Here is a 23,628-nt window from a genome sequence, read left to right on the forward strand (position 1 = left end):
CGAGTAGATAACTTAGTAAAACAAGCTCTTGATGATTCATTTTGCGTGAACCCCTTGGAACTGGAGCGCATTGTAGAGATTTCTTAGTAATGATCAAGTGTTATTTTCATTTTAATTGCTTTTACTGTTTGTTAGGTTACAAATTAAACATAATGGTTGTTTAACCGCTAAGTTCCAATGCATATAAAGGTTTACCTTTTGTATATACCTTATAAATATTTAAAAAATAGTCTAAAACCATCAACTATCTCAAGTCTTTTTATTCATATAATAATTCAAAGGTTCAAATAAAGTTATTTATAGATTAAATAACGAAATATTAAGTAATTGTTATTAGATAAATAATTTGCTAGCTTATCGGTATAAAGTTTAACTATAAGATTGCTATCCTAAGATTAAGCTAAGGCTCTTTTTGTATTGGTTTAATAGCTAATATCTAGCTTAGATATCTGTTGTACTATTGCTTGTAGATTACAGACTGTAATTTACTTAAGAAGGTTTAATTATGAACATTACAAAAATATTTTTTAATGGTGCTTTATTAACTAGTGTATTACTAACGTCATCATTAAGTAATATAGTTAACGCAAAAGAGATTGCTATATATCGCTGGGTTGATAAAAACAATGTTGTTCACTTCAGCCAAAACCTTCCCCATGGACATGATTATACAGAGCTAAGTACTGTTTCATCATTTAAAGCTTTATCTAAAGCAGAGCGTGCTGCTCTTGAAGGAGATGATATAAGCATGCAAGATCCAGATAAGCAGCAAGAAGCAACTATCGCTAAAAACAAGGAAATATTTGCAAAAAACTGTAAAGCAGCCCGCTTAAATATAAAAATGTTAAATTCATTAGATGATATTCATATCAGTGAAGAAATGCCTGATGGAACAATTGGCAGTCGCCCGTTAACTGCTGAAGAGAAGTCGTCAAAATTGGCATTAAGTAAAAAACATGAAGAACTCTATTGTACTGAATAAACAATATTAATCAGTCTTAAATATTATTAAACAAGACGTTAATTAACTAGACTTTCCGCTAATTAACCTCTTGTTTGAAACACTTACTTAACCTGAACTAATCATGATTTAATATACATGATTAGTTGCCTGCTTCATTGGCTTTATAGAAAACATAACGCTCCATCAGCAACACTCACATGGATTTGACTACCTCTAGGAAATTCATTACTGAGAATTTTTTGTGCTAATGGGTTTTCTAGCTCCTGTTGAATAGCTCGTTTTAATGGTCTTGCTCCAAATATAGGATCAAAGCCGTTAGCAGAAATTAACGATAATGCCTCATCAGATATGGCCAAGGTTATTTCTTGATCTAGTAACCGCTGCGCTAATGCTTGAATTTGTATTCCGGCAATTTGTTTTATTTGCTCTGCAACAAGCGGGTGAAACACCACAGCTTCATCTACTCGGTTAATAAACTCAGGCTTAAAATGTTGACTCAATATATTCATAACTTGCGATTTCATCGCTTGATAATTACTTTCACCTGAAAGAGATTGAATTACCTCTGATCCAATATTTGAGGTCATAATAATAACGGTATTTTTAAAATCAACTGTGCGGCCTTGACCATCAGTTAATCTACCATCATCCAAGACTTGTAAAAGAATATTGAAAACATCCGAGTGCGCCTTTTCTATCTCATCTAATAAGATGACAGAATAAGGCTTTCTGCGAACTGCTTCTGTTAAGTAACCTCCTTCTTCATAGCCAACATAACCTGGAGGTGCACCAACTAAACGAGCTACAGAATGTTTTTCCATAAACTCAGACATATCAACACGAATTAATGCATCTTGAGAATCAAACAAAAACTCTGCTAATGACTTAGTTAATTCTGTTTTCCCCACTCCTGTAGGTCCCAAAAATAAAAAAGAGCCTATAGGTTGATCAGGATCACTTAATCCTGCTCGAGATCGTCTTATTGCATTTGCAACAGACGTTACCGCTTCATGCTGTCCTATAACACTTTCATGTAAATATTCTTCCATATTGAGTAATTTATCACGCTCTTGCTCTAACATTTTTGCGATAGGAATGCCTGTAGATCGACTAAGTACATCGGCTATTTCGACTTCAGTGACTTTATTTGCTAATAAAGTCATTTCTTGCATTTCAGCTTGGCTTGCTAAATCGAGTTGTTTTTCAAGATCGGGAATACGGCTATACTGCAGTTCAGCCATTTTATTTAAATCACCTGCACGACGTGCAGCTTCAATTTCTATTCGCGCTTGCTCAAGCTCTTCTTTTATCGTATGTGCACCATATAAAGCGGCTTTTTCTGTGGTCCAAATTTCGTCTAACTCATCGTACTCTTGTTGTTTATCGCTCACTTCTTTAGAAATAATGGCTAAACGCTTAATTGTTGCCTCGTCTTCATCTTTTTCTAAAGCTTTTTGTTCAAGCTTTAATTGAATTAAGCGACGCTCTAATCGATCCAAGTCTTCGGGTTTAGAATCCATTTGTAAACGAATACTTGAAGCCGCTTCGTCAATTAAATCAATAGCTTTATCAGGCAATTGTCTGTCACTAATATAGCGATGCGATAAAGTAGCCGCAGCAACAATAGCGGGATCAGTAATATTAACTGAATGATGTAATTCGTAACGCTCTTTTAAACCACGTAAAATGGCAATAGTATCTTCAACACTTGGCTCTTCAACTAATACCTTTTGAAAACGACGTTCAAGTGCGGCATCTTTTTCAATGTATTTACGATATTCATCAAGCGTAGTTGCGCCAACGCAGTGTAAATCACCTCGTGCTAAAGCTGGTTTGAGCATATTGCCCGCATCCATAGCACCATCAGCTTTTCCAGCGCCAACCATGGTATGTAATTCATCAATAAAGAGAATGACTTGCCCTTCTTCTTTTGATAATTCATTTAACACTGCTTTTAAGCGCTCTTCAAATTCACCGCGATATTTGGCGCCAGCAACAAGCGCGCCCATATCTAGCGATAATACACGTTTGTTTTTTAATCCTTCTGGAACTTCGTTATTGACAATGCGCTGTGCTAACCCTTCTACAATTGCTGTTTTACCAACACCGGGTTGACCAATTAATACCGGATTATTTTTAGTCCTGCGTTGCAATACTTGTAAGGTACGACGGATTTCATCATCTCTGCCGATAACAGGATCAAGTTTTCCTAGCTCTGCTCGTTCGGTTAAGTCAATTGTATATTTATCTAATGCTTGACGCATATCTTCAGCATTTTGTTCTTTTACATTTTCTCCACCACGAATGTGATCGATTGCTGATTTGATCCGTTGTAAGTTGGCTCCTAGTTCAGCAAGAATTTTTCCTAAAACACCTTTGTCATCGATAGCTGCAAGTAAGAAAACGTCGGATGAAATGTATTTATCAGACATTTTTTGCGCGTGTTTATCACACAAGTTAAATAATCTTGCTGAAGCGGCTGATAACTGCACATCACCATTACTATCTTCAACGTGAGCAAGTGAAGCTAGCGCGTCTTCAATTTTATGACGCAAAGTGCGTACATCAATGCCCGCACTTTTAAGTAGTTGAATTACCGAGTTACCATTTTGATTTAGCAAGGCTAACATTAAATGAATAGGCTCAATAAATTGATGATCTTTGCCTAATGCCAGAGATTGAGCATCGGCAATAGCTTCTTGAAATGATTGGGTAAAACGGTCTAAACGCATTATGTTATCTCTACTGTAATAAACGCATAGTTAAGTTATAAGGCTTAATGTAAATTTATCAACTAGATTACTTGTTATTATGATTAATAAATTTTCGGTTTTGCTCTAAATAACCTGAATTCAAGATAATGAATTTGATAAGCAGATGAAAATTAAGCTAGTTAAATTAACGTAAACAAATAATACTCGCCATCCGACCAGTAATATTATCTTTTCGGTAGGAATAATATTTATCCGTTTGCAGATATGTGCATTCTGCTAACTCACTAATAGCCGTAACCCCTAAATTAGTTAACTGCATACGGGCTATTTTATGTAAATCAGCTAAGTATTTAGCTTGTTGATGTGCGGTACTTTTCTGTATGAAAGCATTGGAAAATTCATTATTAAGTTCGATAAACGCCTGTCTTACTTCAGTGTCCACTTCAAAAGCGCTACTACCGATAGAAGGACCAAGCCAGGCAATTATATCGCTAGCACAACTGTTCATTTCACTCAGAGTTTCCTCAATGATATTTGCCGCTAATGGTCGCCACCCCCCATGGATGGCTGCAACTTCAGTGCCTTGTTTATTAGTTAAAAGTATAGGCAAGCAATCTGCGGTCATAATGGCCAAAGCAACATTAGGCAGACGCGTAATACTTGCATCAGCAACAATAGCTTCTTCATCAACGGTAGTAACTGTTACCACGTTATTACCATGAACTTGCTCTAACCACTGAATTTTAATATCAGCTTTGTGAACTGTATCAGACACTGAAAGTTTAGCTTTTTTCGCGTCTTGATTTGTAGGTGCAGAAACTTGCTGATTAAGAAATTGTTTTAACGTATCACGATTTTTAGTAACTTGATCTGGTAGATCATTGACATGTAGACCTAAATTAAAGTGAGCAAACGGTGAACCATGCTCAGATGAAGTATCGTTTGAGGACTTTTCTACAGAGGTTTTTACTGCAGAAAATTCTGCTGAAAGGCGAGTTGTTTGAATGGCGATAATTTTATTATCAATTTCATCTTTTTCGTCAACCAGATTAGACGAAAAAGATGGCCATTTCACCAACTCAAAGGTAGCCTTGTTAAAATGAAAAAGCTCATTCGTTAAATGAGCTTTTTTGTTGTTCTTAGTAATCGACTTTCGCATTTAGCTTATTGTCTTCTTGCAGAAGTTGAATTAATTCAACGAAATCTTCAGGTAAATCGGCATGCCATGTCATTTCTTCACCTGTTATAGGATGAAATAATGACAACATTGCAGCATGTAAAGCTTGGCGTTTAAAGGTACGCAGCTTCATCAATAACGCTTCGGTTGAGTTTTTTGGTGGGCGCGGACGACCGCCATAAACAGGATCCCCCACCAAAGGATGAGAAATATGTGACATATGAACACGAATTTGATGTGTTCTACCTGTTTCTAAACGTAGACGTAAACGCGTATGTAAACGATATTTTTCCATAACACGATAGTGTGTTACTGATGGACGACCAATAAAAGATACCGCCATTTGCGTGCGTTTAGTTGAGTGTCTGCCAATAGGTTCATCAACTACACCACCTGCGGTCATCACACCATTAGCGACCGCTTCGTATTCACGAGTGATCTCACGTAATTGTAATGCTTCAACTAGGTTAGTTTGTGCAGCAATTGTTTTTGCCACAACCATTAAGCCTGTGGTGTCTTTATCAAGACGATGAACAATACCCGCTCTTGGTACTATATTTAATTCTGGGCAATGATGTAACAACGCATTAAGCACAGTACCATCGGGATTACCAGCACCGGGATGCACAACTAAACCAGCAGGCTTGTTAATTACTAAAATATGTTCATCTTCATAAACAATATTTAGCGGAATATTTTGCGCTTCGAAACGAATTTCAGGCTCAACAGTTGCATTAATTTCAACTTCTTCACCACCGTACATTTTCTCACGAGGCGTACTAAGTATTTCGCCGTTCACTTTTACTTGTCCGGCCAAAATCCATTCTTTTATTCGCGAACGTGAATAATCGGGGAACATTATGGCTAATGCTTGGTCAAACCGTTTACCTAAACATGATTCAGGTACGGTATCTTTATGTTCAATTATTTCTGACATTAAACTCTCTTTAGACTCTCTTAAAACTGGCGTAAACCTAGCGTTAAACCTTACAAAAGAATCAAATTACTATTTGCACTGTGCAAGGTAAGGTTGCTAGGGTAGAATGTATTCTTCTTAACTATAGAAACATTTTACCCGTTTACGTGGTGGTTTGATATTTATTTTAATTAAAACAAAGTAGCGATAATAAATTTCATGACAAAATTGACAATAAAAATTATTTTAACCGTTTTAGCATTGAGCTTAGCGGGTTGTTCTTCATCAGATGAAGATGACTTAGATTTAGTACCAGATAAATCAGCGCAAGCGTTATTCGTTGATGCTCGAAATGCACTTGACAGAGGCCAATATCAAAAAGCAATTCAAATACTTGGCGCTATTGACTCACGCTTTCCGTTTGGTCCAGTATCGCATCAAGTGCAATTAGATCTAATCTACGCTTATTACAAAAGTGGTGATGCACCACAAGGCATAGCTTTAGCGGATAGGTTTTTACGTTTAAATCCGAATAACTCTAATGTTGACTATGCACTCTATATGCGTGCATTAATCAATCTATCTACCGAAGAAAATATATTTCAGGATGTAGCAGGAATTGATCGTGACGATCGTGATCCTGAAGCTTCACGAAGTGCTTTTAAAGACTTTAAAACCATAGTTACCGAATACCCTGATAGTAAATATGCTAACGATTCTCGTATGCGCATGATCTCGATTAAATCTAGATTAGCAAAGTATGAATTGGCAGTTGCTCAATATTATATTAAACGAGAAGCCTATGCTGCTGCTGCAAACCGTGGCCGTTATATCATTGAATACTTTTCACCTAGCCCTGAAGTAGAACAAGCATTAGTGGTTATGATCACTAGTTACGACAAACTTGGGTTAAAAGATTTAAGAGCAAATGCTATGCAGGTGCTTGCTGCTAATTATCCAGATAATTCATTAGTAAATTAATTATTGCTTTTAGTTATTTTTAATAGTTAACAATATAAATTATTAAAAATAAAAATGCCGCTTCATAATATGGAGCGGCATTTTTTTATATGTTGCTTTTTAATATATAACTTAAATTAAATTGCTTCGTGATTTTCTTCACCTGTTCTAATGCGAACAATTCGATCAACATTAGTCACAAAAATCTTACCATCACCAATTTTTCCAGTTTGTGCTGCTGCGACAATAGTATTAACACAGCGCTCAACATCTTCTTTCGCAATAACTATTTCAATTTTTACCTTAGGTAAAAAATCAACCATATACTCCGCACCACGGTACAGTTCAGTATGCCCCTTTTGACGCCCAAAACCTTTAACTTCTGAAACAGTCATGCCTGTAACACCAATTTCGCCAAGGGCTTCTCTTACGTCATCCATTTTAAATGGCTTAATAATCGCTTCTATTTTTTTCATCTGCGTTACTCGTCTTTGATATTTATATGAATAATAAAGTTATTACAGCGTGTTTATTGTTATTTAGCAATATCCAATTGGCTTTTAATTTTGTTAAACTAGATAAAATCCTCAACTTTTAATCAATCCTTATTAGGAAGTATTATGGATCAACCAACCATTATAGCCGAAATGAAAGTTTTAGCCGAAATTGATGTTCAATTCGAAATAAATCGCCGTGTCGCCTTTATTAAAAAACAACTGACTCAATCGGGACTGAAAAACCTGGTGTTAGGCATAAGCGGCGGTGTTGACTCTTCAACCTGTGGCCGCTTAGCGCAACTTGCCGTGAATGAACTTAATGCAGAACACAGCAGTAATGATAACTATCAGTTTATTGCCGTACGTCTGCCTTATGGCGTACAAGCTGATGAAGAAGATGCTCAACAAGCACTTACTTTTATTCAACCGAGCCATTGTTTAACCACCAATATTTTAGCCGCTGCCGACGGTATTAATAATGAAGTACTGCAAGCGTTAGGTGCGGCAAATATTTTAACCGCAAGTAAAGCACAAATTGACTTTTCTAAGGGAAACGCAAAAGCCAGAGCCCGTATGGTAAGTCAATATCATATTGCTGGTATTGTTGGTGCTTTAGTATTGGGAACAGATCATAGTGCAGAGAACATTACTGGCTTTTTCACCAAATGGGGTGATGGCGCTTGCGATCTTGCACCACTATTTGGCTTATCAAAAAGACAAGTTCGCGCTATTGCTAAACACCTAGGAGCGCCAAGTATATTGGTAGAAAAAGCACCTACTGCTGATTTAGAAGACTTAGAGCCAGGAAAAACGGATGAAGATGCTTTAGGGATCACTTATGATCAATTAGATGACTTTTTAGAAGGTAAAAAAGTTACTTCTACAGTTAGCGATCACATCATCAATATCTATAAAAAAACACAACATAAAAGACAAGCTATTCCAACAATTTACGATTAACCCTTGGTTCAGATTGTTATAAAGCATAGATAAATCCATTTTTATCACCTATACCTAAAGTAGGATAGTTAATAAAAAATGGATTTTTTATGCTGTATATTTTTGCTCGTTCGTATTTACGCCGTTTGTATAATTTTTATTACCAACAGTTCATCAAGCGCTCTGCTAATTCCTCGGTTAAACAATCAATAACCGCGCCTAATAAAGCACCTTCTTACAAATTTAAATATACTGAAAAACCAAAATCCCATCTTGGAATGACATTAATAGAGTTAATGGTAAGTATTAGTATAACTTCGATACTTACTTCTGTTGCCTTGCCTAACTTTAACGACTTTATTGTGCAGTTAAGAGTAGATAATGAAATTTCCCGAATATCTCGCTTACTATTAATTGCACGAAATAACGCAATTAATAATCAAACAAACGTTATTATTTGCCCTTTGGATGATGACAATAAATGCTCCACTAATTGGCATGAAGAGCTAAGTGTATTCATCGATAACAATGGCAATAGTTTATTTGATCCACTCGATGGTGAAATATTAATTACCACAAAAGAAGCGATACAATCAGGCGATATATTGATGTATGCAAAGACGAGAGACAAAATAACTTATCAACCAACAGGGCATTTGTTTGGTTTAAGTAATGGCACCTTTAGATATTGCCCTAAAGAGTATGAAGAAAAATCAAGAGGTATAGTGGTAGCTCGTTCAGGAAGATTTTACGCAACAACCGATGAAGATAATGATGGGCGCGATGAAACCCGAAGTAATGTGATTATTGAGTGTGACTAAGCTAAATTAATGCTATTGCTGGTCTTAGTTTTAGGTTTTAGGTTTTAGGTTTTAGGTTTTAGAAAGCAGATTATACCAACATTTTTTAAAGCCCCATAAAAAAACCAGCAATAATAGCTGGTTTTTTGACGTTAACTGCTCAATGAATAAATTTACTGAGCAACTTTAACTCGAATTTTATTCTTAGCAACTTTTGTCTCATGTAATGAGGAAAGTGCTTTTTTAGCTTCAGCTTCGTTAGGCATACCAACAAAGGCAAAACCTTTTGACTTACCTGTTGCTTGATCTAACACTAAAGTACATTCTGTGACAGTACCATGCTCAGAGAATAAAATGCGAAGCTCTTGCTCAGTAGTAGAGCGAGAAAGGTTACGAACTAAAAGTTTCATAATGAACCATTAAATTATTATTGCGAACTGAATTGTCTCATACATTGAGCATAGACCAAGCTATTATTATCTATAAAACGAAAATAACTGCTTATTTTCTTATGTTAAAGATAAGCCTTCTCTAAGTTGGGTTTTAATTAGTGTATTCGCGAAACACTTTAAATAATAAAAACATGTAAAGTGTTTCGCTAAATTCAAGGAATAACTTTATTAATGTTAATCTGTTGCTTGTTCAATTTCTTTAGCGATAGCTTCTGGTGATCCAGTATTACGACATAACCAATAATAAGCTCCTGGTACAATAAATAAAGTAAATATACTGGCTAAAGATACACCAGCAAAAATTACTACACCGATAACCATTCTACTTTCAGCGCCAGGACCAATAGCAAATACCAAAGGAATAGCACTAGTTACTGTGGTGAATGTTGTCATCACTATTGGACGTAATCTTTGTTTTGCTGCAGTAATTAACGCATCCTCAAAGGCAATACCTCGGTCACGTAATTGATTGGCAAACTCAACAATCAAAATACCATTTTTTGCCGCCAATCCAATCAACATAACAATACCAATCTGACTATATATATTTAAACTCATTCCCATTAATTCTAAACCAGCTAGTGCGCCAACTAATGCTAACGGTACAGTAAGCAGAATAACAAACGGGTGAATAAAGCTTTCAAATTGCGCAGCTAACACTAGATAGGTAATTAGCAAGGCGAGTAAAAATACAAATAAAATTGAGCTACCTGATTCTTTAAGCAATAATGACTCACCTTTGTAATCAATTTGCACATGATCAGGTAATTTAGTTTTAGTTACTTCAACCAAAAACTCTAAAGCGTCCCCTAAAGCATAACCGTCAGCTAAATTCGCACTAATAGTAATACTTCGCAGTCGATTATAACGGTTTAGTCGTGATGAGGTTGCACTCTCACCAATACGTAATAAATTAGACAACGGAATAAGTTTGTTTGTAGTTTGCGAGCGTACATAAATATTGTCGATGTCAGTTGGGCTAGCAAACTGCTTCTCATCACCCTCTACAATCACGTCATACTCTTCACCGCGATCAACAAAGGTTGTTACTCGGCGTTGCCCCATCATTGTTTCTAACGTTTCGGCAATATCTCCCACTGGTACACCTAAGTCGTATGCTCGTTCTCGATCAATTTTAACAAGAAGTTGTGGGTACGTTTCTTGATAATCGCTATCAATGTTAGACAAGTTAGGATTTTTTTCAGCTTCAGAAATAATGATATCTCGCCACTGCGCCAATTCAGCAAATGTATTGCCTTGTAAAACAAATTCGACAGGCGAGCTATTGCCACCGCCGCCAATACCTTTACGCATCATGGCAAAGGCTTTTACATCGGTAACACTTTGTACCTCACCGGTTATTTGTTTTATAAAGCTAAAGGTATCAATACTACGCTTATCCCAATCTGGCATACCGATAATTGCCATACCGCCTTTATCACCAAAACCAGGTACGCGAACAAGTACACGATCTAATACACCCGCGTCTTGATGCGCTATTAACTTCTGTTCAATAACCTGCATGTTTTTAACATTACTTTCGTAACTAGCTCCTTCAGCAGAGTTCATAATTAAAAATAAATTCCCGCGATCTTCTTTAGGCGTATATTCCGAAGGCAATTTATTGAATAGTAAAAAAACGGCAATAAGAGACAAGGCTAACACTATTATAATAAGCATAGGTTGATGAATAGTGTTTTTTAAAGCTCGGCCATAAGCACTTTCAAATCGAGCAAAACTGCGATCAAGAATTTGACCAAATGACGAACTACGTTCGCGATGTTTTAACATTTTAGAACACAACATAGGCGTTAGAGATAGCGCTGTTATGCTGGAAAAAATAACTGCTGCAGAAATAGCGATTGCAAACTCAGTAAAGAGTCGGCCAACATTACCCGATAAAAAAACTAAAGGCACAAAAACAGCAACCAACACTAACGTAGTGGCAATAACCGCAAAGGCAACTTCTCGCCCTCCTTCATAAGCCGCCATTAACGGTTTTTGACCATTTTCAATACGGCGATAAATATTTTCAAGTACTACAATGGCATCATCTACCACTAAACCAATAGCTAAAACTAGTGCCAATAATGTTAATAAATTAATAGAAAAACCAAACCAAGATAAGGTCATCATTGAGCCAATTAAGGCAACTGGCACAGTAATAGCGGGAATTAACGTTGCGCGAACATTCCCCAAAAAAAGAAATATAACCAACACCACCATTAACATAGCAATAACTAAGGTGTTGTATACTTCGTCAATTGAGCCTTGAATAAATACAGAACTGTCGTAACTATTAACAATGGTTGTGCCTACAGGTAGTGAATTACTAACATTCTCCATTTCTTCTCGTGCGGCTTTCACTACTTCTAAAGTATTTGCTTTAGATTGCTTGATAACCCCAAGACCCACCATGTTTCGGCCATTGCCACGAAACATATTTTCGTCGTCTTCTGCGCCAATAAACACTTCAGCAACATCACCTAAACGCACAACAGAACTATCTTCAAAACTGTTACTGTTGTTAGTTGAATGACCAATAACCATGTTAGAAAAGTCATCAGGTGTTAAGTAACTACGCTCAACCCTAATCGAAAAATCTCGATCTATTGATTCAACCTTACCCGCCGGTAACTCAATATTTTCATCGCGTAGAGTATTTTCAATGTCGTGTACAGTAATATTACGTGCTGCCATTGATGCGCGATCTAAACGAATTTTCATCGCATAGGTGCGCTCGCCGCCCAATCTAACTCGCGCCACACCGTCAACTACCGAAAAACGATCGACTATGTAACGAGTAGCATAATCAGTAAGCTGTAAGGTATCCATGGTATCGCTTTGCAAAGAAAACCAAACAATAACATCTTCATCATCATTAGCTTTAGATACTTCGGGAGGATCAGCTTGATCGGGTAAATTGTTTAATGCCCGGGAAATTCTATCGCGTACGTCATTAGTCGCTGCATCAATATCTCGGTCTAAATTAAATTCAATAGTAATACTTGAACGACCAACACGACTGTCTGAATTGATGCTTTTAATACCTTCAACACCACTGATTCTATTTTCCAGTATTTGGGTTATTTTAGTTTCTACTATTTCAGCAGAAGCCCCTGGATATGAAGTTTTGATATTAACAACAGGTGGATCAATGTCAGGGTATTCTCTTAATGGCAACATTAAAAAAGCGACAATACCAAAGGTTATAATCAGCAGGTTAATAACGGTGGCAAAAACCGGCCTTTTTACCGATAAATCAGACAAGATCATTAGTGGCTGCTCCCACTATTATCAGTACTGGTTGCTTCTACCTCGTCAGCAGCTAATTTATCTTCATCTACCTTGCCAATAATACTTACCGCTGTCCCCTCTCTAAGCTTAAGCGCTCCTTCAACAACAACTTTTTCACCTTCAACTAAGCCCGAAATCACCTCAACAATACCTGGTTGACGTCGACCAATAATAATACTTTTCCGTACCGCTTTATCTCCATTTATAACAAACACATATTGCTTGTCTTCAATTGGAATGATACTACCTTCAGGTAATTTAAGAATATTTTCCATTTGTAATAACACACTGATATTTAACAACATCCCAGGACGGAGTTTTAGATTATCATTATTAATTATGGCACGAACTTTAATACTGCGTGTACTTGAATCAATACGACTATCAATGGCGGTAATTTTACCGATGAAGGTTTTATCTCGATAAGCGCTATTTATTGCACTCACCTGTTGTCCAACATGAATTTTGGTTAATAAGCGTTCAGGTAGATGAAAGTCTACTTTAATTTTACTTATGTCATCTAAACGGGTGATCACATCTCCAGCGTCGATATAACTACCTTTACTAACTTCACGAAAACCAAGTATGCCGGCAAAAGGGGCTTGAATAGTTAAATCATTCAACTTAGCGTTGGCACTCATTAGCTGAGCATCAATCGCTTTAGTTTTAGCATCTTGCTGTTCAACGACAGAAGTGGAAGTGGCTCGACTAGCCAATAACTCAGTTAAACGTTTTAAATGTGCTTTAGACTCTAATAAATTAGCGGTTAACTCACTTACTTTGGCTAGCGCTTCTTGGTTATTGAGCTTAACTAGTATCGCCCCTGCTTCAACACTTTGACCGTCTTCAAAATAAATACCTTCAACTACATCTGAGTATTTACTAGTGATATTTACTTGTTCGTTAGCTCTTGCTGTACCAACGCCTTCTACTGTTTCAATGAATTCTGATAAAACCACAGGTATCATCTTTACTGCAACAACACGTTGCGATGAACTTTTTTCAGTCGAATCTTCTGGCCATTGTAAATAAACAATTAATCCAGCTAAAATAATAATTAATAATAACAACGGTAAGCGACGAGAAATAGCTGAGCCAGTTTGCTCAGTGTTTGATGTTACATAAGTTTCAGTTGGAGGCGTTGATTGTTTTGACATGTAAATATGCTCTATAACGTTTGGTTAACGTATTAAAAATTCAGGTTTATTTAACTGTTTAATGTTGTACACAAATACTATAACGTAAACTTAACGTTTGCGGAATAACATTTACCTTACTCCTTAGTTAGCTTAAAATATTAACCGAAAACTTAAGCTAAAATAAGCCTAAAAACATACACTCCGTTAACTTTTATTTCACTAAAAAGAGATATCCTTTGAATAGATTAGCCGTACTAGCCTTTGCCCTTCTGTTGTTTTTTAGCACTATGTCGTGGTATCTCGCCAATGGCTCTTTAAATGATTATCTTAAAAGCCAAGTCATTTTACAAAGTGAGTACTACACTAGCGAGCCGGCACAATTAGTTAGTGCACACTTCTCAGAAACAAGCGGTATCACTCAGTTTGAAAGTTTCAGCCTAAAAAATATAGAAGGGTTACAACAATCTTTGATATTAACCATTGATAGCATTAACGCACAATTAGCTGAAATACCTATTGAACAACTTGATTCGCCAAGCATACAGAAAAAAACTACTACCTTAGTGCATATCAAAGAACTACGTTTAGCGCAGGTAAATGCTTGGTCTGAAAATTTACCTAGCGTTGAAAATTCACCCCGTAACAAAAAGTCGCAAACCAATTTAGATTTATTTATAGAGCGTATTAGCATTGTGCTTGCTAAAGACTACCCTGCTTTATACCCACAGTTAGGTGCGAAAATATATGCTCAACAACATCCTGAGCGAAATGAAGAATTAGCTTTAGCAGGGTTAGAACATAAACCTACAGAAGCTATTATTGAAACCAATAAGGCTATTATCGCCTCAAATGCAGCTAAACAACAAAAACGTTTATTAGGGAAAGCGACTACTCGGGTGAAAATATCTTCTGTTATCATTGAGCAATTAACTTTGACCACAATCAAAAACAACGAAACAATCAGCTTACCTTTCAAAAATATATCGCTCGGTAATATTGGTGATGAAAATGGATTAGCGAGTAATCAGCTCGGTGGAGAATTACTTAAACAATTATTTACTCAATTAAGTGCGCTTGATAAAGCTAACCGCTAAACTTGTTATGTCATAACTTTCTATAGCCTTGCATCATTCATCTAAATGTAATCAAATCGTCATATTTATTATTTAACATAAAGAACAAGCTGCTATATCAGCATAAACACTTCCATTGTAAATAACTTCTGAGCCAATATCACGGCACTTAGTAAGCAGATTAGAACATGATAAACATAAGTAAACACGGATATGGTTTGGTATTTTTATTGTTAGCGGCTTGTACTAGCACAGATAATGAACCTAAAGATGAGCCGCCTGAATTTAATGTATCGAGTGAGCAGATACGCGACTTACAAATAAAATTTATAGACTCAAGTTATGATGTTTTAACCTTATTAATGATTGATAGAAAAGGTGAGGTGATTAGCTCAAAGTTAATTACTTGGAACAAAAAAACAACTGATGAGAAAACCGCGAGAAGGTTTTCCTTGCAAATGCGTAACGCCTTAAAGTTTAGCGAAGATAATAAGCGAGAATCTGAATATTTATTAATGCCTTACGGTTTTATTATCGAAAGAGAGTACGACATTAATTAAGCTAGCTTAAACCAATACCTGCTTGTTTCTATATTTTAATAAAGTAAGGAATAATAACCAAAATAGCGCCAATAATCAGCAACATAGTTACGTTAGGTATTATATAAGGTAAAATAAAAAGTGTTATACCAACACATAAAGGTACAGCAGATTTTTGTTTTCGTCCGTACATAAAAAATCCAAAACCAACGCCGCTAAATAGAACACTCCAAACCATAATTGTTGACATATCCATGCTAACTCTCCTTATTTTCAATAAAAGCGATACAAGTATTATCTAATAGCAAATGATTTAAAGAATTGCTCAAAATTCAATGAAGCCTAAATTCGGATAATGATTCAAGTTTAAGATAGGTAATTGGGAAGTAGCTAGCTAACCTTGAAGAAATTGATGATTTATACCAATTAATTTATTATATCAATTGGTATAAACACATGAAAAAAGATGTTGTATCTTTTTAACTCTTCTTTAACTCATTCGCTTTTAATAACATCGACTTACTTTCTTCTAAAAAATCACCTGCATAATCGCCAAACCATTCAGAAACACTTTTAAACACAGAGGTAAATGCCTCTTTATCATCAAGCTTAACGGTTTCAAGTAACTCTAAAAAACGATGCGCAAAACGCTTCATCATATCTACATTGTCTTTATTCGAAAAAATAATGTCGGCATAAAGATTAGGATCTTGCGCAAATAACCGGCCAACCATAATGAGCTCTAATCGATAAATAGGTGAACTCATCGCCACTAACTTTTCAATATCTGCACCTTCACTCATTAAATGAAAACCATAAGCAATAGTTGAAAAATGACGCATAACTTGTACCATCGACATAGTTTCATCATGCTCATGTGCTTGTACTGGGTAAATTTTAGCGCCCCATACCTCAAACTGTTCAAGCAGCCATTGGTATTGATCAGGGTAGCGTCCCTCGCAGCTAATTATAGTTTGTTTAATTAAACCTGTAACATCTGGGCCAAACATAGGATGCAAACCAACTACAGGGCCAGCATGTACCGCTTTCATTTCAGCTAACGGACTTTGTTTAATACTAGTTAAATCAGCAAGCACACAGTTGGTAGGTAAGTTATTTAATTGCTGAATAACCTGTGTGGTTAAATTAATAGGTACTGCAACAATAACTAAACTCGCATCATTTAAAATTGTTTCACTATTTACCCAGTCAGTTTGCTCAATAATGGCAACTTGATAATGAGAGCGTTGAAATAAATCAACAAATACCGCCCCCAACTTACCTTTACCACCAATTACAACAACTTTTTTACAAGCAGGATTAACACAACGGTAACCGCTGGCATCTTGGCTAATATACGAGTCACGCATTAAACGGCGTAAAACATCTTCAATTAAATCAGGCGATAAACCTGATTCAGTTGCTTGTAAACGACGCTTTGCAAATAAACTTGCTTCACGAGCGGGATCGTAAATAGGCTTACCAACACTACTTTTTAATTGCCCAACTTTACTGGTAACACTCAGTCGTCTTTGCAATAAGTTAACTAAATCACTGTCAATTTCATCAATTTCATCACGTAGGTGAGTTAATTTTGTATCAAAGTCGCTTGCTGAATTCGTCATTACTATCTCTTATCAAACATTTACCATCAGTGTCTAAATACACTTTATGGCGTAAAGCCTATTGGCTCAAAATATATGGGTTAAAGTATATTGTGTAAAGTACGTGGGTTAAAGTCTTTAAAATAAAAAACGCGGCAAATAGCCGCGTTATATTTTATAAACCAAATATTTAAAAACTAAATGTTTAACTTTACCAATTAGCGGTTCGCTTTAAGCAACTCTTGCTGATAAACGACCAGATAGAATCGCATCCATATCAGCTAATAATTTAGTTGTTTGGGCAAAATCAATACAAGCATCAGTTACTGACACACCGTATGCTAATTTTTCTTTAGGTAAACTACTGCTTTGATTACCCGCATTAATATTACTCTCTAACATAATACCAACAATCGATGTATTACCAGCGCAAATTTGCTCAACAACATCTTGCGCAACTATTGGTTGACGAGTGTAATCTTTATTTGAATTACCATGACTACAATCAACAATAATCCCGGCTTCAACCCCTTGTTTAGCTAATGCTTTTTCACATTTAGCAATGCTTTCTTTATCGTAGTTAGGCGCTGCGCCACCACGTAAAATTACGTGACCGTCTGGATTACCATTAGTTTGAATCAACGCCACCTGCCCTTCACGGTTAATCCCCATAAAACGATGCGGATGTGCTGCTGATTGCAATGCATTTACGGCTACACCTAAACTACCGTTGGTACCATTTTTAAAACCTATCGGCATAGATAAACCACTGGCCATTTCACGGTGAGTTTGTGATTCAGTAGTACGCGCGCCGATTGCTGACCAGCTAAATACCTCAGCTAAATATTGTGGGCTAATAGGGTCAAGCGCTTCAGTTGCAAGTGGTAAACCAAGCTCTGTTAAATAAAGAATTAATTCACGGGCTTTACGTAAACCTGCTTCAATATCGAACGAATCATCCATGTGAGGATCGTTGATCAAGCCTTTCCAACCAACTGTTGTACGTGGTTTTTCAAAGTAAACTCGCATCACAACAAATAATGATCCTTGATGTTGCTCTTGTAGCACTTTTAATTGACGCGCGTAATCTTTAGCAGCTTCAACATCATGCACAGAACAAGGTCCAGAAATAACCAACAAACGTGGATCACGTTTGTGCACAATATCACTAATCGTTTTACGTGATTTCAGTACAAATTCACGCCCTGCTGCGGGTAAAGGCAATTCAGCACGTAACGCTGCAGGAGTAATTAATACTTGTTCTGAGTTAACGTGAGTATTGTTAGAGCTAGTTGTCATGTGTTTTCCTTAGGGGAATTCGGCCCCCTATTTGCTTTATATAAATAATGTTTAATGCATCAAATTACTAGAAGAAGTAAGTTAAAAATACATTACAAAACGTTTTCGCTAGTTAACTAATCAGATTTAACTTGATATTAAGAAAGGAAAACAGAGACTCAATAAAGGCTACAGCTCAACCAAAAACAAAAACAAGATAGTGTAAAGATTTAATTACGCGATGTGTAAGGTTATTTTTACACATTGAAATTTATCTGTACAGGATTAATATGGATAAAAGCCCACTTAAATGAAAATTTGTACAATAAAAAATATATCACTTGAGTGTTTCTATCTTGGTTTATTAAAATTTACCCATAAAAAAACGCCTTTCGGCGTTTTTTAATTATTTATTCATCTAACTCTTAGAGACTTCAGCTTTAAGCACCATGAATAATGCGTTGTGAGATTAAGTTATCAACAACACTTGGATCTGCCAAGGTTGAAGTATCGCCTAACGTATCTACATCATTTTCGGCAATTTTACGTAAAATACGACGCATGATTTTACCTGAACGTGTTTTAGGTAAACCTGGAGCCCATTGAATATAATCAGGCTTAGCAAAGCGACCTAACTCTTTAGCAACAAACTCACGTAGCTCTACATTTAACTCATCAGATTCGGTTGCGTTGCCCATCAATGTTACATAACAATAAACGCCTTGGCCTTTAATTTCATGTGGATAACCAACAACGGCTGCTTCTGCTACTGCAGGATGAAGTACTAATGCACTTTCAATTTCAGCTGTACCTAATCTGTGACCAGATACGTTAAGTACATCATCTACACGCCCGGTGATCCAATAAAAACCATCTTCGTCACGTCTTGCGCCATCGCCAGTAAAGTAGTTACCCGGATATTGCCCTAAATATGTTTGATAAAAACGATTATGATCGCCAAAAACTGTACGTAACTGTCCCGGCCAACTTGCCGTCATCACTAATAAGCCTTGGTTTTCACCTTCAAGTGTATTGCCATCAGCGTCAAATAACGCAGGGTTAACGCCAAAGAAAGGTTTGCCTGCGGCGCCTGGTTTCATGCCTACCGCCCCAGGTAATGAGGTAATTAAAATACCGCCAGTTTCTGTTTGCCACCAAGTATCAACAATAGGACAGTTGCCTTTACCTACCACTTCATGATACCAATTCCATGCTTCCGGATTAATTGGCTCGCCAACAGTACCAAGCAAACGAAGTGTTGATAAGTCAGATTTTTCAACCAATTCATTACCGACACTCATCAGTGCACGAATAGCCGTAGGGGCTGTGTAAAAAATATTTACTTTATGCTTTTCACATACTTGCCAAAAACGTCCCGCATCAGGATATGTTGGTACACCTTCAAAAACTAAAGTGGTTGCGCCATTTGCCAACGGACCGTAGAAAATATAAGAGTGACCTGTGATCCAACCCGCATCGGCCGTACACCAGTAAATTTCGCCTTCTTTATAATCAAATACGTATTTATGAGTCATGGCTGCATAAAGAATATAACCACCACAAGTATGCACTACGCCTTTTGGTGTACCAGTTGAACCTGAGGTATAAAGAATAAATAATGGATCTTCAGCATCCATTACTTCTGGCTCACAAGTTGCCGCTTGTTTAGCTACTTCTTCTTCGTAGCTAATATCAATTTTATCATTCCATGCAACATCGCCACCGGTACGAGCAACAACAATCACGGTATTTACATTTGGACAATCGGCAACCGCAGCATCAACATTGGCTTTTAACGGAATACGTTTACCGCCGCGTAATGATTCGTCTGCGGTGATAACAACTTTACAATCTGCATCAACTACACGTGCTTTAATAGATTCAGTAGAGAAACCACCAAAAACAACCGAATGAATAGCGCCAATACGAGCACAGGCTAACATGGCATAACCTACTTCAGGGATCATCGGCATGTAAATACAAACACGGTCGCCTTTTTTAACGCCACGTTCTTTTAAAAGGTTGGCTAAACGACATACGTGGTCGTGCAGCTCTTGATAAGTAACTTTTGAATCATCGTTAGGATCGTCACCTTCAAAAATAATAGCGGTGTCATTAGCTTTAGTGGCTAAATGACGGTCAATACAGTTATAACTTACGTTAAGTTTAGCGCCTGAAAACCAGTTAATTTCTGAATTTTTCAAATCAACTTTTGAAACGGCATCCCAAGGTTTATACCAATCAATAAATTCTTTCGCTTGCTCACCCCAAAATAGATCTGGTTGCTCAATTGATTGCTTATACATAGCATCGTATGTTGCTTCATCAATATGTGTATGTGCTTTAGCTTTCTCTGAAACTGGGTAATAAGATTGTAATTCTTTCATTTATTTTCCTTCGGACTTAGCTTTGGACTTAACTATAAAATTCACTATTAAATTAAGTTTGGGTTATTAACTTAAAAAATTTCTATTTTTTTCACATGATTCTTTGCATTATTTATAAGTATTTTCACGCACATTTTGCTAATAATGTATTTTAAGTTAGTGCTTTAACAATAGAGTTTTGCCTAATGTTTTAACGTAATACTTACTATATTTCCAGTAATAAAAATCAGTTGACTCTTATGACTGCAATTAATTCAACAGCCCATATCCTAAAATCTTTCGATTTCTTTTTATATACGCCTTTAGTCTTAATTTACGTTTTTACTCTATAAACAATTAAAAACAGTAAAGTATAAAAACATAACCTATTGAAAAATTTGATTTATTATAATCAACTATTCTTTTTTATTTTTAATAGTCAAATCATTTGAATAATATTATCTGATAAAAAAAGAATATAAAAAAAGCACCTTCTGTATATAAAAGGTGCTTCTAATGTACTAAATCTTATGTTGTTACAGTTTGTACGACTAGGTCATTTTTAAATCGCTATTAGATATTCAGCTAAAAAATCAAATAATAAAATGTTAAAACTTTACTTTAAGAAGTAATGCTAAGTTATTAATAGAGCCGCTGTTACTAGTAAAGCCTTCAAATTCATTACTGTAACCTATGTCGTCATTTCCATTACCATAACTATTATCCCAGTCTATATTAAGTACAGTGTATTCTAATCCTACGCTAAATCTTTTATTAATATTATATTCGCCACCAATACCATAATAGATATCAGTCCCGTCTTGTTTTTGGTTTTTTACTTGCGCAGGTGCAGAGACGTCTGATGAAGACGTTTTGATATCCCAAGTTGCGCTACCTAAACGGGCAAATAATGAGAAATCTTTTGAAAGAGGTAAAACCCCTTTAATACCTACACTTGTAGCTGAAGTTTCAGCTTGGTCTTTAATAGTTTCATTATTCTCATTAACAAAAGTATCATCCCAAGTTCCATATTGATGATAGCCAATTTCAGCCGTAACATACTCATTAAATTGATAACCTAATCTAACACCATAAGAGGTACTATTACCGGATGATTTTAGGGTACCACTGTCACTTCCTATTTGAACATCTCCCAAAGAATCAGAGTTGTAATCATAAGAATAATCAGTCTCAATTTCGTTGTTAGCAGATCCTAAAGATAATTCACCATAAAAACCTTGGTTTGCCAAAGCCGGAGCCGTTAAGAGAAAAGCTGATAGTACAAGGGCGATTTTTTTCATTGAAAACATCCTATTTGTTTAGGTTATATACCAAGTTAGGAGAGCTTACCCCGAACCCAGCTTATGTCGTATTTATTTATTAATGATTAGGTCTATAACATGAACTAGAGCTATGCATAACATGTTGAATATATTATCAAGCCATAAAGAACGATTCAATTTGTTATTCGCGTGAAAATAAAACAAGAATCAATTGGCATAAAAAAACCGAGTAAGCAACTCGGTTCTTTCGTTTATATTCAATAATAAATTTATAACTAAATTGACGAGTTAACCTAGTTATTATTCTTCTAAATCTAGATCTTCTTCATCTCTTGGGGTGAAAGTTCTAACCCCTTCTTTTGCGATAATTTCAATATAGAATGAAGTTAAACCGTCAATTTGCGTTTTATCAATGCATTTATTAATTTCAGATAATTTTACTGGTACTGCTTCTTCTTTGGTGTTTCCAAATTGACAATCAAAATCCCAAAAATCAGCGCCTGATGGAAGCTTTTTATTGCGCTCTCTTTTTAAATACTTTTTAACTTCATGTTTTACCGCATCAACGCGTCTTTCTAATTTCACTTTTGGGTGAGTTAATTCAAATACTTTTTTCATGGGTGGCCTTAAGTCTATGGCGATAATTGCTTGTCTAATTATTTACCTATTTTAAAGGCATTTAATAGAGGCACTAACAATCGGTGTAAATAATATAATTGCCGCTATTTTACGTTACTTTTATCCAAGTAGCGAGATAGGGATGACAACAGAAACATAAAAAATTACTACACAGTGAATAAGCTCATGTAAACTTATATCTATAGTGAAGTTTAACGAATAGTAAATCGCTATTAAATTTCTATACTGTTAAATGTCAGTAAATAATTAACTTAAATCTAAAGCGAACTTTCTTAATATTTCCATTGGTATTATTTCTAACGCTTTAATATGTGTTTTTCTTAGGTGCACTCTAGGTGCTCTATCATCTTCATAAGCTTCTAACCAACGAGCCGCACATAGACACCAAGTATCGCCTGGCTTTATACCTGAAAAATTAAATTCTGGTATTGGCGTAGATAAATCATTGCCTTTAAAACGAGAGTATTCCAAAAACTGCTCGTTGGTTTCTATACAAACAGTATGTGAGCCAATATCTTGAGCGCAGGTATTACACATATTATCACGAAAAAAACCTGTAACAGGATCCCCGCCACAAGCAATTAACTCTTCACCAAATACATTAATTGATTCATCCATTTCCATACATTTTCTCGTAATTTATGACTAATAAAACCATACTATACCTCAACAGCTATAGAGATACATTTTTTGTTAATAAAAAATGAAGCAATATTGGGCATGTTAAATAAAGATCGTTTTGATTATATTTCTGGAGGGATTCATCAAATTTTTTGATGAAGTATCAAGCAGAGCTAATAGCCTACCTAATATTCTTATTGAACCCAATTTAGCTCTATATTGTCCTAGCCCTGTTTATCTTTTTGTTTCACCTGCGTAACCCAAAATAAGTGAAAAGGTTAACATGAAGATTAGAAAAAATGATTGAACAAGGTAAATTGAAAGATATTTTTGAAGCTTATTATTTGGGGAGTATCAATAAAGCTGATTT

At 35.9% G+C, this 23,628-nt stretch carries 20 protein-coding genes; 6 read left to right on the forward strand and 14 right to left on the reverse strand.

Going from position 1 to position 23,628, the window contains the following annotated elements; all coding sequences use genetic code 11:
* The first annotated feature begins 505 nt into the window (after positions 1-505).
* On the forward strand, positions 506-982 hold the full coding sequence (locus tag CWS31_RS15830) for a DUF4124 domain-containing protein (RefSeq protein WP_101343706.1): 477 nt from the start codon (positions 506-508) through the stop codon (positions 980-982).
* A gap of 143 nt (positions 983-1,125) precedes the next feature.
* On the opposite strand, the gene clpB is transcribed toward CWS31_RS15830, so the two are convergent.
* The 3 genes from clpB to rluD form a co-directional block, all read right to left on the reverse strand.
* Positions 1,126-3,696, reverse strand: coding sequence for an ATP-dependent chaperone ClpB (gene clpB, locus CWS31_RS15835; RefSeq protein ID WP_101343705.1), 2,571 nt, complete (start codon positions 3,694-3,696; stop codon positions 1,126-1,128).
* Between the two features lie 166 nt (positions 3,697-3,862).
* Entirely contained in the window at positions 3,863-4,753 is an 891-nt protein-coding gene (gene pgeF, locus CWS31_RS15840; RefSeq protein WP_246143567.1) for a peptidoglycan editing factor PgeF, read from the reverse strand.
* Positions 4,754-4,817: 64 nt separating this feature from the next.
* Positions 4,818-5,792 (reverse strand): 23S rRNA pseudouridine(1911/1915/1917) synthase RluD, encoded by a 975-nt coding sequence (gene rluD, locus CWS31_RS15845; RefSeq protein ID WP_101343703.1) that lies wholly within the window; start codon positions 5,790-5,792, stop codon positions 4,818-4,820.
* Between the two features lie 198 nt (positions 5,793-5,990).
* Between rluD and CWS31_RS15850 the strand changes: the two genes are divergently transcribed.
* Positions 5,991-6,752 carry an outer membrane protein assembly factor BamD gene (locus CWS31_RS15850; protein ID WP_101343702.1) on the forward strand — a complete coding sequence of 254 codons (762 nt, stop codon included), beginning with the start codon at positions 5,991-5,993 and terminating at the stop codon, positions 6,750-6,752.
* 116 nt (positions 6,753-6,868) lie between these two features.
* On the opposite strand, the gene CWS31_RS15855 is transcribed toward CWS31_RS15850, so the two are convergent.
* On the reverse strand, positions 6,869-7,207 hold the full coding sequence (locus tag CWS31_RS15855; protein ID WP_101343701.1) for a P-II family nitrogen regulator: 339 nt from the start codon (positions 7,205-7,207) through the stop codon (positions 6,869-6,871).
* A 144-nt stretch (positions 7,208-7,351) separates the two neighbouring features.
* On the opposite strand from CWS31_RS15855, the gene nadE reads away from it, so the two are divergent.
* Both nadE and CWS31_RS15865 read left to right on the forward strand, forming a co-directional pair.
* The gene (gene nadE, locus CWS31_RS15860; protein WP_101343700.1) at positions 7,352-8,188 is read left to right on the forward strand and encodes an ammonia-dependent NAD(+) synthetase; all 837 of its coding nucleotides are present in this window, start codon (positions 7,352-7,354) and stop codon (positions 8,186-8,188) included.
* Between the two features lie 89 nt (positions 8,189-8,277).
* Positions 8,278-8,988 (forward strand): GspH/FimT family pseudopilin, encoded by a 711-nt coding sequence (locus CWS31_RS15865; protein ID WP_101343699.1) that lies wholly within the window; start codon positions 8,278-8,280, stop codon positions 8,986-8,988.
* A gap of 152 nt (positions 8,989-9,140) precedes the next feature.
* On the opposite strand, the gene CWS31_RS15870 is transcribed toward CWS31_RS15865, so the two are convergent.
* From CWS31_RS15870 to CWS31_RS15880, 3 genes are all read right to left on the reverse strand, one after another.
* The gene (locus CWS31_RS15870; protein WP_101343698.1) at positions 9,141-9,377 is read right to left on the reverse strand and encodes an RNA recognition motif domain-containing protein; all 237 of its coding nucleotides are present in this window, start codon (positions 9,375-9,377) and stop codon (positions 9,141-9,143) included.
* Positions 9,378-9,593: 216 nt separating this feature from the next.
* On the reverse strand, positions 9,594-12,695 hold the full coding sequence (locus CWS31_RS15875) for an efflux RND transporter permease subunit (protein WP_101343697.1): 3,102 nt from the start codon (positions 12,693-12,695) through the stop codon (positions 9,594-9,596).
* Positions 12,695-13,873, reverse strand: a complete 1,179-nt coding sequence (locus tag CWS31_RS15880; RefSeq protein ID WP_101343696.1) for an efflux RND transporter periplasmic adaptor subunit — start codon at positions 13,871-13,873, stop codon at positions 12,695-12,697. The genes CWS31_RS15875 and CWS31_RS15880 overlap by 1 nt, the downstream gene beginning before the upstream one ends.
* Positions 13,874-14,091: 218 nt before the next feature.
* Between CWS31_RS15880 and CWS31_RS15885 the strand changes: the two genes are divergently transcribed.
* Together CWS31_RS15885 and CWS31_RS15890 are read left to right on the forward strand one after the other, a co-directional pair.
* The gene (locus tag CWS31_RS15885; RefSeq protein ID WP_101343695.1) at positions 14,092-14,949 is read left to right on the forward strand and encodes a hypothetical protein; all 858 of its coding nucleotides are present in this window, start codon (positions 14,092-14,094) and stop codon (positions 14,947-14,949) included.
* Between the two features lie 167 nt (positions 14,950-15,116).
* A complete protein-coding gene (locus tag CWS31_RS15890; protein WP_101343694.1) occupies positions 15,117-15,488 on the forward strand; it encodes a hypothetical protein in 372 nt (123 codons plus the stop codon).
* Positions 15,489-15,516: 28 nt separating this feature from the next.
* Here CWS31_RS15890 and CWS31_RS15895 read toward each other — a convergent pair whose 3' ends face one another.
* The 7 genes from CWS31_RS15895 to CWS31_RS15925 all read right to left on the reverse strand — a co-directional run bounded on the left by CWS31_RS15895 (position 15,517) and on the right by CWS31_RS15925 (position 23,261).
* Positions 15,517-15,723 (reverse strand): hypothetical protein, encoded by a 207-nt coding sequence (locus CWS31_RS15895; RefSeq protein WP_101343693.1) that lies wholly within the window; start codon positions 15,721-15,723, stop codon positions 15,517-15,519.
* Positions 15,724-15,946: 223 nt separating this feature from the next.
* Complete coding sequence (gene tyrA / locus CWS31_RS15900; protein ID WP_101343692.1) at positions 15,947-17,092, reverse strand: bifunctional chorismate mutase/prephenate dehydrogenase; 1,146 nt, start codon at positions 17,090-17,092, stop codon at positions 15,947-15,949.
* Between the two features lie 210 nt (positions 17,093-17,302).
* Positions 17,303-18,370 (reverse strand): 3-deoxy-7-phosphoheptulonate synthase, encoded by a 1,068-nt coding sequence (locus CWS31_RS15905; RefSeq protein WP_101343691.1) that lies wholly within the window; start codon positions 18,368-18,370, stop codon positions 17,303-17,305.
* Between the two features lie 419 nt (positions 18,371-18,789).
* Positions 18,790-20,736: an acetate--CoA ligase gene (acs, locus tag CWS31_RS15910; RefSeq protein ID WP_101343690.1), complete on the reverse strand. Its 1,947-nt coding sequence runs from the start codon at positions 20,734-20,736 to the stop codon at positions 18,790-18,792.
* 587 nt (positions 20,737-21,323) lie between these two features.
* Complete coding sequence (locus CWS31_RS15915) at positions 21,324-22,016, reverse strand: outer membrane beta-barrel protein (protein WP_170252915.1); 693 nt, start codon at positions 22,014-22,016, stop codon at positions 21,324-21,326.
* Positions 22,017-22,298: 282 nt separating this feature from the next.
* Positions 22,299-22,616: a DUF6172 family protein gene (locus tag CWS31_RS15920; protein WP_101343688.1), complete on the reverse strand. Its 318-nt coding sequence runs from the start codon at positions 22,614-22,616 to the stop codon at positions 22,299-22,301.
* A 267-nt stretch (positions 22,617-22,883) separates the two neighbouring features.
* Positions 22,884-23,261, reverse strand: coding sequence for a DUF2237 family protein (locus CWS31_RS15925; RefSeq protein ID WP_101343687.1), 378 nt, complete (start codon positions 23,259-23,261; stop codon positions 22,884-22,886).
* Positions 23,262-23,628: the final 367 nt, after the last annotated feature.

It is taken from the genome of Colwellia echini, from assembly GCF_002843355.2.
GTDB classification, from domain to species: Bacteria; Pseudomonadota; Gammaproteobacteria; order Enterobacterales; family Alteromonadaceae; genus Colwellia; species Colwellia echini.

Bases quoted from the DNA above. Each gene is read 5' to 3' on its own strand.
- CWS31_RS15830 (WP_101343706.1), top strand. From the start codon at position 506: ATGAACATTACAAAAATATTTTTTAATGGTGCTTTATTAACTAGTGTA.
- clpB (WP_101343705.1), bottom strand. From the start codon at position 3,696: ATGCGTTTAGACCGTTTTACCCAATCATTTCAAGAAGCTATTGCCGAT.
- rluD (WP_101343703.1), bottom strand. From the start codon at position 5,792: ATGTCAGAAATAATTGAACATAAAGATACCGTACCTGAATCATGTTTA.
- CWS31_RS15850 (WP_101343702.1), top strand. From the start codon at position 5,991: ATGACAAAATTGACAATAAAAATTATTTTAACCGTTTTAGCATTGAGC.
- CWS31_RS15855 (WP_101343701.1), bottom strand. From the start codon at position 7,207: ATGAAAAAAATAGAAGCGATTATTAAGCCATTTAAAATGGATGACGTA.
- nadE (WP_101343700.1), top strand. From the start codon at position 7,352: ATGGATCAACCAACCATTATAGCCGAAATGAAAGTTTTAGCCGAAATT.
- CWS31_RS15865 (WP_101343699.1), top strand. From the start codon at position 8,278: ATGCTGTATATTTTTGCTCGTTCGTATTTACGCCGTTTGTATAATTTT.
- CWS31_RS15870 (WP_101343698.1), bottom strand. From the start codon at position 9,377: ATGAAACTTTTAGTTCGTAACCTTTCTCGCTCTACTACTGAGCAAGAG.
- CWS31_RS15875 (WP_101343697.1), bottom strand. From the start codon at position 12,695: ATGATCTTGTCTGATTTATCGGTAAAAAGGCCGGTTTTTGCCACCGTT.
- CWS31_RS15880 (WP_101343696.1), bottom strand. From the start codon at position 13,873: ATGTCAAAACAATCAACGCCTCCAACTGAAACTTATGTAACATCAAAC.
- CWS31_RS15890 (WP_101343694.1), top strand. From the start codon at position 15,117: ATGATAAACATAAGTAAACACGGATATGGTTTGGTATTTTTATTGTTA.
- CWS31_RS15895 (WP_101343693.1), bottom strand. From the start codon at position 15,723: ATGGATATGTCAACAATTATGGTTTGGAGTGTTCTATTTAGCGGCGTT.
- tyrA (WP_101343692.1), bottom strand. From the start codon at position 17,092: ATGACGAATTCAGCAAGCGACTTTGATACAAAATTAACTCACCTACGT.
- CWS31_RS15905 (WP_101343691.1), bottom strand. From the start codon at position 18,370: ATGACAACTAGCTCTAACAATACTCACGTTAACTCAGAACAAGTATTA.
- acs (WP_101343690.1), bottom strand. From the start codon at position 20,736: ATGAAAGAATTACAATCTTATTACCCAGTTTCAGAGAAAGCTAAAGCA.
- CWS31_RS15915 (WP_170252915.1), bottom strand. From the start codon at position 22,016: ATGAAAAAAATCGCCCTTGTACTATCAGCTTTTCTCTTAACGGCTCCG.
- CWS31_RS15920 (WP_101343688.1), bottom strand. From the start codon at position 22,616: ATGAAAAAAGTATTTGAATTAACTCACCCAAAAGTGAAATTAGAAAGA.
- CWS31_RS15925 (WP_101343687.1), bottom strand. From the start codon at position 23,261: ATGGAAATGGATGAATCAATTAATGTATTTGGTGAAGAGTTAATTGCT.